A 15,250-nucleotide genomic window follows, 5' to 3' on the forward strand; every position below is an offset into this window, starting at 1 on the left:
GCGAGCGGCCCCTGGACTATCAAAACAAGGAGGAGTCGATAATGAAAGACGTGGCTGTTGCATCGAATGAACTTGCAAGCCCAGTGCAAGCGACCGGTGAAAAGTCGAAAGTAGGCGTCAAGCCGATTATTCAGGTTGTCGCCGGCAATGGCCTCGAAATATACGATTTCATGATCTATGGCTACTACGCAAGATACATAGCGCAGACCTATTTCCCGAGCCATAACCAATACGTTTCGCTGATGATGTCGCTGATGACCTTTGCGTTCGGGTTTCTGGCTCGCCCGATCGGCGCCATTGTCATCGGCTCGTATACCGATCGCCATGGGCGGCGAAAAGGGCTGATCCTGGCCTTGTCGTTGATGTCCCTGGGCATCATTGCCGTTGCCTGCACGCCCTCCTACGCGAGCATCGGCATGGCCGCTCCGATCATCGTTCTATGCGGGCGCCTGCTTCAGGGTTTCTCGGCCGGAGCCGAGCTTGGCGGTGTCGTGGTCTATCTGGCTGAAATCGCCCCGCCGAAAAAGCGCGCGTTCTATACCTGCTGGCAGGCAGGCAGCCAACAGATCTCGGTCATGGCTGCTTCGCTGGCCGGCTTCCTGCTGCTTTACTGGCTCGCGCCGGATGAAGTGCGCGCCTGGGGCTGGAGAATTCCGCTGATGCTTGGCTGCGCCGTTATCCCGGTCATGTTCTGGCTTCGCTCGAGCCTCGCCGAGACCTCGGTTTTCGCCAGGAAGAAGAAAACGCCGACTGTCTCCGAGATCTGCACGAACCTCGTTGCCGGCTGGCGGACCATTGTCCTTGGCATGGGCATGGCCGCCATGGCGACCGTCACGTCGCAAACGATCACCACCTATGCCCCGACCTTCATCAGCAGCCTCAAACTCGGAGATTCCGCGGGTTTCGTGATCCTCTTCTTCGGTGGCTTGTCAGTGCTGCTCTGGTTGCCGATCATGGCGACGGTGGCGGATCGCGTCAACCGCCGCACCATGCTGATCGCCGTGACCCTGCTCGCGGGTGTAACTGCTTATCCCATGTTGTCATGGCTCGCTGCTGAACCGACCGTGCTCAAGTTCGCCGTTGTCGAACTGTGGTTCTCGTTCATTTACGCGAGCTACAGTTCGGTTCAGGTCGCGGCGCTGGTGGAGCTGGTTCCGCCGGATGCGCGCACCTCCGGGTATGCATTCGCGCAGGCGGTCGCCGCTGCGGTTCTCGGCGGCTTCACGCCAGCCATTCTGACGTGGCTGACGCATGCGTTCCACAGCAGTGCCATGGTCGGCGTCTGGCTGGCAATCAATGCCGGCATCAGTCTCGTTGCGGCGCTCGCCCTGGACAAGAAGGGGACGGCGGCGAGGCAAGCGGCCGGACTGCACTAGGAACATGCCGCTCGATGCGGATCACGGCGCGCGGTCGTCCCGTGCGCCGGGGTGCTGTTGCAGCCGCCTTTCCCGATCGTTACGACCCGTTCGATCTCGTGCGAAAGTCGTTCGTCTGCAGTGAACAGCCATCCTGCCTGCTGCCATGACGGCTCGCCTTGGGTGAGATCGGTAAGCGGCGCGCGCACCGGACCGCCATCTCGGCCCACGCGCTTCGCACCTGCTCATGACGAGAAGGCGGGCGTTGCGACGCCCGCTTTTTCTTCGCTTCAGGCGCGAGCGCCAAATTCAACCGTCTGCGCAGTCCAGCCGGCGACCCGCTCGCTGAGCGACAGCCCGAGACCCGGGCGCGTCGGCACGATCATGCGGCCATCGCGAGTCTCGAGTTTTTCGTTGAAGAGCGGCTCCAGCCATTCGAAGTGCTCGACCCAAGGTTCGCGGGGATAGCACGCCGCCAGATGCACATGCAGTTCCATGGCGAAATGCGGAGCGAGCATCAGACCCGCGTGATCGGCGAGCGCTGCGATCTTGAGAAACGGTGTGATCCCGCCGACTCGTGGGGCGTCGGGCATCAGGTAGTCCGCACCGCGCAACCTGATGAACTCGTCATGCTCCGGGACGCTCGTCAACATCTCGCCTGTTGCGATCGGCGTGTCGAACTGCGCGGCGAGCGCCGCGTGCCCTTCCGCGTCGTAGCAGTCGAGCGGCTCTTCGATCCATACGAGATTGAACTGCTCGAAGATGCGGCACATCCGCTGCGCTGTCGGCCGGTCCCATTGCTGGTTTGCATCGACCATGAGTGGGAAAGCGTCGCCCAGATGCTTGCGTACCGTTTCCACGCGGTGAATGTCGAGCGCGCAATCCGGCTGGCCGACCTTGAGCTTGATGCCGCCGATGCCTTTTTCGCGCGAGATGTCCGTGTTGGTCATCAACTGATCGAGCGGCGTGTGGAGGAAGCCCCCCGACGTGTTATAGCAACGCACGGAATCGCGATGCGAGCCGAGCAGCTTTGCCAACGGCAGATTTGCCCGTTTGGCCTTCAGGTCCCAGAGCGCGACGTCGAATGCGCCGATTGCCTGCACCGCCATGCCGCTTCGGCCCACCGATGCGCCCGCCCAGCAAAGCTTGTCCCACAGGCGGGCGATGTCGTTCGGATCTTCGCCGATCAGGCTCGGGCCGACTTCCTGCGCATGCGCAAACTGCCCTGGGCCGCCCGCGCGCTTCGAATAGCTGAAGCCCAGGCCGCGGTGACCATCAGCGGTTTCGATCTCGACAAAGAGAATCGCGATCTCCGTCATCGGCTTCTGTCGCCCGGTTAGGACTTTCGCATCGCTGATGGGGTTCGCGAGCGGCAGGAAGACGGACGAGATGCGCATCCATTTGACGCGATCACCAGTCACGGTTTTCGCAGTGGAGGAAGCCGAAGCGTTCATGAAATGGTCCTTGATAAGGAAGAATGTCGAACGGCTCAGGACCCGCGTGGTGCGGATGGCCCCTCAACGGCGCGGGTCGGGCCGATGGCATCATCTTACTATGATTGCGCAATCATTCAAGGCGGTTTGATTGCGCAAACATGGGTGTTTTCACTGATGCCGATGCACGGAGCGCCGAGGACGCCGCAGCGCTTGCAAGGTTTTGGAAACCCATCGCCAGACGTTAAAATCCAGAGGTAACCAGAGGGATCGGAAATGGATGAGCCTTATGAAGGCAAGCAGGCCGGCGCGCCGGGGGGCACTGCAGAAAGTGTCACCCTGGTCGATGTTGCGCGCGTCGCCGGCGTTGCGCCGATGACGGTGTCGCGTGCCTTGCATCGGCCGGAACTGGTCCGCAGCGAAACGCAGAAGAAGGTCCTCGATGCGGTGCGCGTCACTGGCTATGTGCCGAACATGTTGGCGGGAGGGCTTGCAAGCAACAAGAGCAGGCTGGTCGCGTTGTTGCTGCCAACCATCGCCAATTCGATATTCTCGGACACCGTGCAGGCCTTGATGGACAGCCTCACCGCGGCGCGCTACCAAACGCTCCTCGGCCTCACCGGCTATTCGGCCAAACGGGAGGAAGAGCTTGTCGAAGCGATCCTTGGACGCCGGCCGGACGGGGTCGTGCTCGCTGGCACCAGCCACACGGATGCCACGATCGAACGCCTCACCAAGGCCAGGATTCCGGTGGTCGAAACCTGGGATCTGACGGACACGCCAATCGACATGGTCATTGGCTTCTCGCATGAGCAGGTCGGCGTGAACCTTGCGCAGCATCTCCTCAGCAAGGGCTACAGGCGCTTCGCCGTGCTGTCGGTGGACGATCCGCGTGGACTTCGGCGCGCGCACAGCTTCATTGGCGAGTTGACGCGGCACGGCATTGCCGGCGTCCCGTTCGAAATGCTGCCGGCGCCCGCCACGCTGCAGGTAGGCCGGCAGGGCTTGTCGAAAATTCTGGAAACGGACCGGCCAGAGATCATCGTCTGCAGTTCGGACACCCTCGCGGAAGGCGTGCTGGCGGAAGCCGCGAGCCGGGGCATGAAGGTGCCGCAGGACCTCGCCGTCATGGGTTTCGGCGACTTGAATACCGCCGCGCATGTTTATCCGGCTTTGTCGACGGTGCGCGTAGACGGCGCATACATGGGCAAACGCGTCGCCCAGGCGTTGCTGGAACGCTTTGCGTCCGGTGAGGAATCGAAGCACCATCCGGTTCGCATCGATACGGGTTTTACGATCATCGACCGTGACAGCGCCTGACGGGAAGACGGCCCCGCTCCTATCCCTTCGGCCCTCACGCCTCCAGTCAATTCCTGATCGCGACACAACCCGATTGGCGTCGAGCGCTGTCTGTTTCAACGGAAATCGGGTTTTGCGCCTGCTCAGCGCTCAAGCGCCTTGAACAGTCGATTCTTGTCGAGCGTGGCCGGATCGAGCGTCTTCTCGTCGCCTTCCGCGGGCAGCGGGGAACTGGCGTCCTCCAACGCGCGCCCCGTATAGCGGCCTCGCGGCCGTATTACCTTGCCCACCCGGAGCTGCTCGATGCAATGCGCGAGCAGACCCACGCTTCGGGCCGTGGCGAACAACGCGAACGACGCATCGTGTGGCAACTCCAGTTGCGCCGCCAAGGCAGCAAGCGCAACGTCGATATTTGGCTTGAGCCCGGTCAACTCGACCACCTTGTCGATGAACGACATGAGCTCTGGAGGTGGACTCAGCACGTCGAGCAATGCCCCCGCCCGCGGATCGCCGTCTGGATACAGATGATGCCCGAACCCCGGAATGGGAATGCCCAACTGCAAGTGGTGGGCAACGACGCACTCCGCACCGAGTCTTCCGACGTCGTCGAACACGGCCCGCACGCGGCCTGATGCATCGCCATGCAGTGGGCCAGAGAGCGTCGCGAGTCCCGTGAGCAGGCATCCCGGCAGCGATGCACCGGTGGAGGCGGTAATCCTGGCCGCGAACGCCGAACTCGTAATCTCGTGGTCGGCCACGAGGACCATGGCACGGCGGATGAGTTCGGCGCCATCGCGGTCCTGGCCCCAACCGAGCGCGAGCCGTTCATGCGTCCTTTGTGCATCCGGGTGACATCGCGCGCCAAACGCTTGCGCGATGAGCGCCACGAGCCGGCCCGCCTCGACATGCAGTGCGCTGTCAGTGCGTCCAAGGGGCGAGTGCCCGCATGCCGCCAGCGCCGCCAGCGATGTGAACGCGCACTGCCTGCCGCGCTCGCCGCTCTGTAGCGGCACGTCACCCGTTTCGAAGGAAACGGGCGCGTGCGCATTCCACAGAATGGCCGCTACATCCTCAAGCGTCGCCATGTCCGAAAGGCGGATGCTATCCCGTCCCCGGTAATACGGCCGACCTTTTGAGAAGGTAGTGATGCCGCTGTAAATGCAGGGCTCCGCACCGAATATCGTTCCGGCGGCGAGCGCCTCGCGCTTGCGCCCCACCTGCTTTTTTCGGCACAGACCAGCGACGTCTTCCGCACGATAGAGGCTCTTGCGCGGGTCATGTGGATCCGGCATGACCGCAATGTTGCCTCGACTCGCGTACGCATAGACAGTCTGCGCCTGCACTCCGAGTTGTCGAGCCGCTTCAGTCAGAGGGATCCAGTTTCGCATGGGATGGCAGGCAAGGTGATGCAGTGGAGTGGAGCGGGGCAGCAGGAGAGTGACTATGCGAGTCGCGCCTTGCATGCGAGCGCGACCGCTGCAGTGTCGATACTGACTTTTTTTTCAGGTAAAAGTCATCTCGGCGGGTCGCCGTTCCAGGATCTCGATGAGAATGTCGCACGGCGATCGCACGAAGCAGCCCCTGACACCTGCGCGGACCTGCTTGATCGGCTCGACGATTTCTGCGTCGCAGCGCAACAGATGCTCGAACGCAGCATCCAGATCATCCACGACCACCCCGAAATGATCGATGCCCTGCCTTCGTTCGCCATGAGCAGGCCCCGCGGTTTGCGCGCTCGCCAGCGGTGTGATGAAAAGGTTGATGCTGCCGATGCGCAAATCCACTCGCCCCGGGCGACGCACGATCTCCGCGTTCAGGCAACGCGCGAACCATGCGGCGGTAGCTTCGGCGTCCGCCGAGCACAGTTGAAGATGATCCCACTTGAATTCAATCATTCGATTTCACTAGATAGTCGAAAGTGTCACAGTTCGATGCGGGAAAGTTTCCCCAGCAACACGGAGTAAGAGAGCGCGCCAAGCAGGCATATTGCGCCCATCAGGTTGATAGCCCAGTAGAAATGACCGGTGTGGTGGGTAATGTAGCCGATCATGAGCGGCGTCGTCACGCCCGTGATGTTGGCCGCGAGGCTGGTGATGCTGCTGGTCAGTCCCACGTACTGTCGAGGCGCGATTTCGGAGACGGCGGCCCACGACATCGACCCGACGCCCTGCGCGAAGAACGCGATCGTCAGGATGGCGATCACCAACTCGTTCGACTCGACGAAATTGACGAGCACGATCGACGCGCCGAGCATCGTGCCAATGATAAGCGGCGCCTTGCGCGCAGTGGAAAGCGACACCCCGCGCCGGATGAAAAAGTCCGAGAGAAAGCCGGCAAGGAGAATGCCGACCGTCGCGCCGATAAAAGGGAGTGCCTGGAAGATCCCGACCTTGATCATCGACATGTGACGTGCTTCGACCAGGTAGGTCATGAACCACGTGGTAAAGAAGACCAGCAAGGTGTTGTTGCAGAACTTGCCGAGGCAGATGGCGAGAATCTGCCTGTAGCTGAGCAGCTTGAGCGCCATGCGCCAATCGAACCTTTCGCGGGGCTTGCGCGCCGCTGTAGCGCCTTCATTGATGTATTCGAGTTCCGCAGCATTCACGCCCGCGTGCTGAAGCGGATCGCGATAAACCCGGTACCAGAGAAGACTGAACAGAATGCCGAAGCCGCCCGTCACGAAAAAGACCGCACGCCAACCGTACTCGGCGGAGATCCACAGCAACAAGCCGGTGAACAACGGTGTCCCGATGTATTGCCCCATTACGTAGACGCTGGTGGCGAAGCCGCGTTCGCGGGCGGGAAACCATAACGTCACGGCTCGCGCGTTCGAAGGGAAGGCCGGCGCCTCCAGTGCGCCGATTGCAAGCCGCGATCCGAGCAACATTTGATAGCCGGTCGCGAGACCCTGCGTCAGCGTGGCGAAAGACCATCCGACGAGAGACAGGGCATAGGCGAGGCGCGAGCCGAGAATGTCGGTCAGCACACCGCCGGGCATGAGACCGACGGAATAGGCAAGACCGAATGCCGCAAACAGTTCGCCCATCTGCATCTTGTTGAGCGCCAGGTCCTTCGAGAGGCCCGGCGCAACGATGCCCAGCGCCGACCGGTCCACATAATTGAGAATGGTCGCCACGAGCAACATCGAGAGCACGACATAGCGCACCCGGGAGCGTTTCGCGGTATCGGCGTAAGCCGGGTTTCGCGCCGGCAATGTTTGTTCCTCTACGACTTTCATCGGTGTCTCCAGAATATAAGCCTGTTGTTCTTTTATATCTGGCGGAAGGGCGTTATCCGCGGCCGATGAACGGCATAGTGGTCGCCATGATGGTCATGTTGAGAACATTGGCCTCGAGCGGAAGACCGGCCATGTGCGCGACCGCATTCGCCACGTGCGTCACGTCCATTCTTGCTTCGGGCGCCAGGCTTCCATCCGCTTGCAGTACACCGCGGTTCATGCGTTCGGTGAGTGATGTGGCCGCGTTGCCGATATCGATCTGGCTGCAGGCGATGTTGAACGCGCGTCCGTCCAGCGCGATCGATTTCGTGATGCCGGTGACGGCATGTTTCGTTGCCGTGTAGGCGATGGTATGCGGCCTCGGAGAGTGGGCGGAGATTGAACCGTTGTTGATGATTCGTCCACCTTGAGGCGACTGTGCTTTCATCAAGCGATAAGCGGCCCGAGCGCACAGAAAGACGCCGGTCAGATTGGTGGCCACGACATCGTTCCAGAAATCCACCTCATAGTCTTCCAGGGGGACGGCCCCCGCGTTGCGGCCCGCGTTGTTAAAGAGCACGTCGAGCCGGCCGAATGTCTCGGCGATCCGCGAAAACGCGTGCTCGACCGATGTTGCGTCGCCAACGTCGGCCTGGAATACCTGCGCTTCTCCGCCGGCAATGCCGATTATCTCCTTCGTTTCCAGCAGCGGCTCGGCTCGGCGCCCGATCAGCGCGACGGCGAATCCAGCGTTGGCGAGCGCCACGGCGGCGGCTCGGCCGATGCCGGAGCCGGCGCCGGTAACGGCTGCGAATTTCTTCGATGCAGGCATTTCACTTCCTCTCGACAGTTCAGTTGAACACCGGAAAGAGATTTGCATTCGCGCCGTGCGTCGAGCAATCTTGATTCATTGAATCAACATCTGAGGGCCTTGCCGATGGGGATCGCACCAGGGTATTCCTGATGCGCGCGTTGCCGGCAGCGAGACGAACGAGGGGATGGAAAGCGACGGATCACAACGCGCGGGGTAGGCCGGGGACGAATAAGGGGCGACTCAGATCCGAGGCGTTGATTCATCCAATCAACGTTGACCGTCCTGGCTGCGGTTTCGTCGTCTCTCGACGTCTGGCTGCTCCAGCGGGCTTACTCTCGCTGACCTTCGATAGTATCCAGGCGGCATGGGCGCGGATCGTGTGACCGATGCGGCCGGCGTCACTTCGTACGCGCCGGGCACGGTCCAGCGCCAGTCGTCGCACCATCTTCTGCGTGCATGAACCGCGTCGAACGGGCGCTAAGACCGGCTGCTCAGCCTGCCTTGAGTTGGGGCTGCGCGCCGCGTTCGGTGCGATCGAATCTGATCGGTTCGACGGGTCCCACGATGAACAGATAACTGCATGCGCCGATCACGCAGAACGCTCCCGCCGTCAGCAGTGGAATAGCAAACGAGCCGTGCGTGACGGTTAACATGATGCCGGTGAATGTCGAGGTGAGAATGCCAGCGATGTTCGACGCCGTGTTCTGGATCGCGCTGATCGTCGCGACGTGCCGCGGCGACGGCGCGACGTCGGCGGGCAACGACCAGGCGTTCGCTGAGACGAACGACAGGCTCAGATAGGTCAGCGAAAATAGCCCGATGGCGATCGCACGGCTATCGGCGAACGCGCATAGCGTAATGCACGACGACAGAAGCATGCCACCCACCAGGCACGTCTTGCGCGCGGCCGTCATGCTCCATCCGCGCCGGAACAATGCATCCGACGTCGCGCCGCCGAGCCAGCTGCCGGGAATAGCGCAGAGCGCGGGCAACATGCCGAGCGTGCCGAGTTGCGCGAGCGAGAAGCCACGCGCATTCATCAGATAGCTCGGAAACCATGTGATGAAGAAGTACTTCACGAAGTTCATGCAAAAGAAGCCGAGCGTCATGCCGAGTACGGCGCGATGCCTGAGCACCGATGCCCAGGGTGCGGCTTCCGCGTGCGCGTCCCGGTACGAGGTATCGCCGCGCGCAATCCGTAGCGCGCGGTACTGTTCGGCCGACACGCGTGGGTGTTGGTCGGGGTCGCGATACAACACGATCCATGCGATCACCCAAACGAAGCCGAATGTGCCGGTGACGAGAAACGACCACTTCCAGCCGAACACGGCGATCACCCAGGCGACGATCGGCAGCGACAGGGCCGAGCCGACCTCGACGCCGCTCGTGAAGATACCCGAGGCGATGCCGCGTTCGCCGCGCGAAAACCATAGCGATACGACCTTGGTGCATGCCGGATAGGCACCGGCTTCACCCGCGCCGAGCAGCAGACGCGCGGTCATCAGACCGGGCACGCTGCGCATCATGCCGGTCACCATCGTGAACGCCGACCACCACACGACGGACACCGCCATCGTGATGCGCGGCCCGATGCGATCCGCGAGCCAGCCGAACGGAATTTGCATCGCGGCGTAGGTCCAGAAGAACGCGCTCAGCACGAAACTCATCGTCGTGGGCGTCAGATGCAGTTCGCGCTGGATGAACGGCGCGGCGACCGCGAGATTGGCGCGATCGATATAGTTGATCGTACTGGCGAAAAAGCACAGCGCGATCATCGTCCAGCGGGCTTTGGGCATGTCTCCTCCGGTTCGTGACGGCGTGCAATGCGCCGCATCGTGGTCGATCCGGCTGCGCGGATTCGCCTGGAGACATGTTACGGAGCCGCGATTACGCGAGCCAATCGATATATTCGATGAATTGATTGAATTTTCAACTGAATGTGCGCCTCGCGGGCGCGCGGCGGTCCGGCCGCGATGCCTATGCCTTCGCTTTGCGCGACGGTGGACGTCACCCTGCTTGTGCGACCGGTTGTACGCTGAGGCGGGTCGCACGCCGTGCGCCGCTCGTGCCAATGTGTGCCCAGCTCTCGCGCAACAGTGCAACGAATGCGGTCACCGCCGACGATCCCGCGTCGTTGCGCCGCCGGATCAGGCAGATGTCGCGATCGCCGAGCGGCAGTCTGATCGGTAACGCGACGAGACCCGGCAAGTGGAACTGGTAAAGCGCGAGGGTCGGCACCAGGGTCACGCCAATACCGTTGGCAATGAGGCCCGCCGCCGTGACCAGGTTGTACACCTCCAGTTCCGTCGGCGGCGTGTTCGGATAGAACGCGGCGTCCAGATGCTGACGTACGCTGCTTGTGAGCGCGAACTTGATCATCGGCAGGTTGCGTACGTCGCGCGCGAGCAGCTTCTTGCGGGTGGCGAGCGGATGGTCTTCGCGGCACACGAGATGAAACGTGTCTGACAGCAGCGGCTCGCTAACCATGTCGCGTCCCGGCGAAATCGCCGCGCTCAGTGCGATATCCGCCTGATTGGTGCGTAGCAGTTCGAGGCACGCGTCGGCAGTGACGTCTTTCAGCACGATCTCGATGCCTGGATACCGGTCGCGAAACACCTTCAGCACCGGCGGCAGAGCGCCGCCCGCCACGGTCGGCAGGGCGGCGATCGTCACGCGTCCGCGCCGCCGGTTCGCGTGATCGTTGAGTTCGTCGAACGCGTGTTCGATGTCGTTCAGAAGCCGCGCGGCGACTGATTCGAACAACGCGCCCTCCGTCGTCAGTTCGACGCTGCGCGTGCTCCGGTTGAACAACCGCACGCCAGCCTGTTCTTCCAGGTTCTGGATCAACGCGCTGAACGCCGGTTGCGACAGATGGCACTGCTCGGCGGCGCGCGTGAAGCTGCGCGCTGCCGCAAGCACAGTGAACGCACGAAGGTGACGGACGGAAAGATTCATATCGATTCGCTCGAAAGAAACGGCGCTGGATCCGCTGACATCGGGAGCACCGGACAATTGATTGAGATTTCAAATCAATCTATCAAATTAATCGATTTGTCGTGGTGTTTCAACTGCCGTATCGTCATTTCACCGGATGGTTCGCACGACGTCTAACGTCGCCGCGCCAAGCCGTCCGACGCGCATTCAAACAGGTTTTCACCAGCACACAGGATTTCTTTCATGGCTCGGATTGAATCGGTATCGGTCTGCGTCGCGCGGGTTCCGCTCGACAACCCTGTCACGTTCTCGACGCGCACAGTACAGGCGCGCGAATACTGTCTTGTGCGCGTACGCAGCGTCGACGGCGTCGAAGGCGTTGGATACTGCTATGCGGTCAATACGTCGGGCCGGCTGCTCGCGGTCGCGGTCACCGATCTTCTGGGGCCTATCGTTGCGGGCCAGGAGTCGCTGCGTGTCGAAGGACTGTGGCAGGCGATGTATCAGGAGGCGTTGCTGCAAGGCCGCGCGGGCGTCGTGTTGCGCGCGCTGTCGGCGATCGATACCGCGATCTGGGACTTGAACGCACGCAGCGCCGGTCTGCCGCTCTATCGCTATCTCGGCGCGCACGCCGACGATCGCGTGCCGGCGTACGCGAGCGGCGGCTACTACTGGCCCGGCAAGACCAATGCGGCGCTCGCGGACGAAATGGCGGGCCACGTCGCGAGCGGTTTCGACGCGGTCAAGATGAAGACCGGCCGTCTGAGTCCCGCCGAAGAAGAGGCGCGCGTGGCGGCGGTGCGCGAGGCGATCGGCCCGAACGTGCGGCTGATGCTCGATGCGAACAATGCATGGCCTGATCTGTCGACCGCACTCGAATACATGAAGCGTCTCGAACGTTACGACCTGTTCTGGATCGAGGAACCGTTTTCGCCCGACGACATCGACAACCACGTGCGGCTCGCGAAGGCGACGCGCGTCACGGTCGCAACCGGCGAAATCGAAGCGGGCCGCTGGCGGTTCAAGGAACTGCTCGAAAGCGGCGCAACGTCACTGCTGCAGACCGACGCGACAGTGTGTGGCGGCGTGACCGAATGGCGGCGCATCGCCGCGACGGCAGCGAGCTTCGGGGTGCCGGTCGCACCGCATGCCTGGCACGACCTGCATGTGCATCTGGTCGCTTGCGCGCCGAATGCGACGTACACGGAGTTCATGCCGGACGCGCACATCGTCAATTTCCGCAAGCTGATCGATACGCAGATCGTCGCGGAGAAAGGGGCGTTGCTGCTGCCGAAGACGCCCGGCCTCGGTTTCGCTTTCGCGGACGACGCCATTGCTCGATACGGTGTCACGCAGATCGGCGAACAGGGCCCGTGGCAGGTCGTCAAGGCGATCGCCGCGTGAAACCGGATCCGGCCGCCGCAGCGAACATGATGACGAGGCATGCAGTAGTTGACCGGCGCCCAATTTGAAGTGTGCAGGCGCCGGCCCGCGTATAACTATCTTCGCGATCGAAGAGTCGCGCAGGAGACAGACCATGCTGTCGCAGCGCAAGCGCCTGATTGCTGTCGTTCGACTGGACGACGCCGGGTATCGCGCTTCCCGGTAACCGATAGCCGCTAACCCAACGCCGACAACGACACGCTGCTCTGGTCGCGCGGGTTCACCGTGCAGGAGAAAGCGGGCTGCGAGGAGACCACCATGAGCACGTCCGGATTGAAAGCAATCGCTGCACATGATGTCGAGCGCAGCGCCATCCGCAAGACGGCGGTGCGTATCGTTCCAATCGTCGTGCTGCTGTATATCGTGTCCTACGTGGACCGCATCAACATCGGTTTCGCCGCGCTGACGATGAACGGCGATCTCGGGATCGCGAGCAACGTGTTCGGTCTTGCGGCGGGCATTTTCTTCATCGGCTATTTTCTTTTCGAGCTGCCGAGCAACCTGTTGATGGTGCGCTTTGGCGCACGCCGCTGGATTGCGCGCATCCTGCTGACGTGGGGACTGCTGTCCTGTGCGACGGCGTTCGTCGCTGGCGAGAAGAGTTTTCTGGTGCTGCGCTTTCTGCTTGGCGCGGCTGAAGCGGGGTTCTTTCCCGGCATCATTTTTTACCTCAACGACTGGTTCCCAGCACGGTATCGCGGGCGCATTCTCGCTGCGTTCATGTTTGCGCTGCCGTTATCCCTCGCGGTCGGCGCGCCACTGTCGACTGCGCTGCTGGGGCTCGACGGCGTCTTTTCGTTGCGTGGCTGGCAGTGGATGTTTCTGATCGAAGGGTTACCGCCGGTGCTGCTCACCGTCGTTGCGTTGAAACTGCTGAAAAATTCTCCCGACGAGGCGCACTGGCTGTCACCCGATGAGCGAAGGTGGCTCGCCGCCGAACTCGCGCGCGAACGGGCCGCGATCCCTATGCCGAACGTGAGTCCGCTGCGGATCGCGTTGGCGAGTCCCATCGTGCTGGTGCTCGCGTTCGTTTATTTCTGTGCGACGTCGGCCAATCTCGGGCTGTCGTTCTTTCTACCGCAGATGATCCGCGAGCAGGGCTATTCGATCGTGGCGTCGGGCTGGATCACGTCGCTAACTTATGTGGCCGGGGCGGTCGGCATGATCGGCTTCGGCTATCTGTCGGACCGGCTGCGCGGCCACTACGGGTGCCTCGTCGCGCCGCTGTTGATCGCGGTTGCCGGGTTGGTCGGTACGGCATGGCTCAACGATTCCGTGTGGGGTATCGTGGCGATGAGCGTCGCTGCCATCGGCATTCTCGGCTTCAAGTCACCGTTCTGGGGCGTGCCGTCCGGCTTTCTGAGCGGACCGGCTGCTGCCGCGGCGATCGCATCGATCAACTCGATCGGCAATCTCGGCGGCTTCGCCGGGCCGTTCCTGTTGGGCGCGGTGCGCCAGACGTCCGGCGACTATCGTATCGGCCTGTATGTACTGGCAGTCGGGCTGCTGGTCTGCGCCTTTGCGGTGAGAGGGCCCGCGCGTCGACCGCAGCGATCCTTTTTAGCTCGCTAAAGGGGCAACTGATTGCGGGTTTCACTCGAGCGCAAGCAGTCGCCCGTCAAGTAGCTCTACCTGCGTTGCAGAAGGTGGTGAGCGCCCTTCGTTTCGGGGTGCATCATCCAGGAATGATCCGCTCCGCCTTCAGCCGGTCAAACAATGCAAAGAATGCGTCTGGCGTGCTCTGATAGTCAAGAAAGCCTGCCTTGCGGCTCTTCGTCATGTCGGTGAGCACTTCCATCGGGCGTCCGAGATCAGCATCGGTATGCCACCACGACACCAGCTTGCCGATGTCCGCTTCGATCAGACCGAACCGCGCCGCAATCCCGGACCATTGCTGTTGCGCGTCCTGCATCCGGCTCTCGAGCGGACGCACCACGCCATCGAATGGAATCGCTTCAATGCCGAAGTAATCCGCAATGCGCGACCACATCCATTTCCAGCGAAACACATCGCCGTTGACCACGTTGAAATCCTCGTTACGGGCATTCGCGGAAGTCGCGGCCCATTCCAGATGTCGCGCGAGCAACCGGGCATCCGTCATGTCGGTGAGACTGTCCCACTGCGCGGCGGAACCGGGAAACAGGAATGGCTTGCCCTCCTGCTTGCAAAGCGTTGCGTAGACGGCGAGCGTCACCCCCATGTTCATCGCGTTGCCGACAGCAAAGCCGATGATCGTATGCGGACGATGCACGCTCCAGCTAAAGCCGTATCGTTGCGCCGCTTCGAACAGGCGGTCTTCCTGTTCGTAATAAAAATTGTCGACCGGCTGACGGCCCTGTTCTTCCCGAAACGGTGTAATCGGCACCGCGCCCGTCGCGTACGCCTCGAAAGGACCGAGATAGTGCTTCAGGCCGGTGACGAGCGCGGCGTGTGACACGCCGCCTGCCGGTCCAAGTGTGTCCAGCACATGACGCACCATGCCGCCGTTGACGCGGATGTTGTCCTTCTCCGTGGCCTGGCGGGCCCATACGGTGAAGAACAGGTGACTGAAGGCTCTACCGGCTAGCGCGTGACTGACGGATTCAGGTGAGGTCAGATCGGCGGTGATCGATTCGATCGCCGGCGACACCGCAGTGCGGCCGCGCGAGAGCCCTGAAACGCTCCAGCCAGTGGAAAGCAGACGATCGGCCAGATTGTTGCCGACAATGCCGCTAGCCCCGATGATAAGTGCCCGATTTTCCATGAGTGAGAAATT

The 15,250-nt window shown here is 62.0% G+C and carries 12 protein-coding genes; 4 read left to right on the plus strand and 8 right to left on the minus strand.

Going from position 1 to position 15,250, the window contains the following annotated elements; genetic code table 11:
- Positions 1 to 41: 41 nt before the first annotated feature.
- Positions 42 to 1,376 carry a tricarballylate/proton symporter TcuC gene (tcuC, locus tag P0D84_RS24935; RefSeq protein WP_408341345.1) on the plus strand — a complete coding sequence of 445 codons (1,335 nt, stop codon included), beginning with the start codon at positions 42 to 44 and terminating at the stop codon, positions 1,374 to 1,376.
- Between the two features lie 269 nt (positions 1,377 to 1,645).
- Here the strand turns inward: tcuC and P0D84_RS24940 are convergent, their stop codons facing one another.
- Complete coding sequence (locus tag P0D84_RS24940) at positions 1,646 to 2,809, minus strand: L-talarate/galactarate dehydratase (RefSeq protein WP_408341346.1); 1,164 nt, start codon at positions 2,807 to 2,809, stop codon at positions 1,646 to 1,648.
- Positions 2,810 to 3,064: 255 nt separating this feature from the next.
- On the opposite strand from P0D84_RS24940, the gene P0D84_RS24945 reads away from it, so the two are divergent.
- Positions 3,065 to 4,108 (plus strand): LacI family DNA-binding transcriptional regulator, encoded by a 1,044-nt coding sequence (locus tag P0D84_RS24945; protein ID WP_408341347.1) that lies wholly within the window; start codon positions 3,065 to 3,067, stop codon positions 4,106 to 4,108.
- Positions 4,109 to 4,230: 122 nt separating this feature from the next.
- Here the strand turns inward: P0D84_RS24945 and P0D84_RS24950 are convergent, their stop codons facing one another.
- The 6 genes from P0D84_RS24950 to P0D84_RS24975 form a co-directional block, all read right to left on the minus strand.
- On the minus strand, positions 4,231 to 5,475 hold the full coding sequence (locus tag P0D84_RS24950; protein WP_408341348.1) for a citrate synthase: 1,245 nt from the start codon (positions 5,473 to 5,475) through the stop codon (positions 4,231 to 4,233).
- A gap of 114 nt (positions 5,476 to 5,589) precedes the next feature.
- Positions 5,590 to 5,982, minus strand: a complete 393-nt coding sequence (locus tag P0D84_RS24955; protein WP_408341349.1) for a VOC family protein — start codon at positions 5,980 to 5,982, stop codon at positions 5,590 to 5,592.
- A 26-nt stretch (positions 5,983 to 6,008) separates the two neighbouring features.
- On the minus strand, positions 6,009 to 7,325 hold the full coding sequence (locus tag P0D84_RS24960) for an MFS transporter (protein ID WP_408341350.1): 1,317 nt from the start codon (positions 7,323 to 7,325) through the stop codon (positions 6,009 to 6,011).
- A 52-nt stretch (positions 7,326 to 7,377) separates the two neighbouring features.
- Positions 7,378 to 8,136 (minus strand): SDR family oxidoreductase, encoded by a 759-nt coding sequence (locus P0D84_RS24965; RefSeq protein ID WP_408341351.1) that lies wholly within the window; start codon positions 8,134 to 8,136, stop codon positions 7,378 to 7,380.
- Positions 8,137 to 8,609: 473 nt separating this feature from the next.
- A complete protein-coding gene (locus P0D84_RS24970; RefSeq protein WP_408341352.1) occupies positions 8,610 to 9,914 on the minus strand; it encodes an MFS transporter in 1,305 nt (434 codons plus the stop codon).
- Positions 9,915 to 10,125: 211 nt separating this feature from the next.
- Positions 10,126 to 11,073, minus strand: a complete 948-nt coding sequence (locus P0D84_RS24975) for a LysR family transcriptional regulator (protein WP_408341353.1) — start codon at positions 11,071 to 11,073, stop codon at positions 10,126 to 10,128.
- A 222-nt stretch (positions 11,074 to 11,295) separates the two neighbouring features.
- Here P0D84_RS24975 and P0D84_RS24980 point away from each other — a divergent pair, with 222 nt between their 5' ends.
- A complete protein-coding gene (locus P0D84_RS24980) occupies positions 11,296 to 12,456 on the plus strand; it encodes a mandelate racemase/muconate lactonizing enzyme family protein (RefSeq protein ID WP_408341354.1) in 1,161 nt (386 codons plus the stop codon).
- A gap of 297 nt (positions 12,457 to 12,753) precedes the next feature.
- Positions 12,754 to 14,067, plus strand: a complete 1,314-nt coding sequence (locus tag P0D84_RS24985) for an MFS transporter (RefSeq protein ID WP_408341355.1) — start codon at positions 12,754 to 12,756, stop codon at positions 14,065 to 14,067.
- Positions 14,068 to 14,170: 103 nt separating this feature from the next.
- Here the strand turns inward: P0D84_RS24985 and P0D84_RS24990 are convergent, their stop codons facing one another.
- Positions 14,171 to 15,238 (minus strand): SDR family oxidoreductase, encoded by a 1,068-nt coding sequence (locus P0D84_RS24990; RefSeq protein WP_408345975.1) that lies wholly within the window; start codon positions 15,236 to 15,238, stop codon positions 14,171 to 14,173.
- Positions 15,239 to 15,250 lie beyond the last annotated feature (12 nt).

Origin of the sequence: Paraburkholderia sp. RL17-337-BIB-A, from assembly GCF_046025895.1 — a bacterium.
In the GTDB taxonomy this organism is placed as follows: domain Bacteria; phylum Pseudomonadota; class Gammaproteobacteria; order Burkholderiales; family Burkholderiaceae; genus Paraburkholderia; species Paraburkholderia fungorum_C.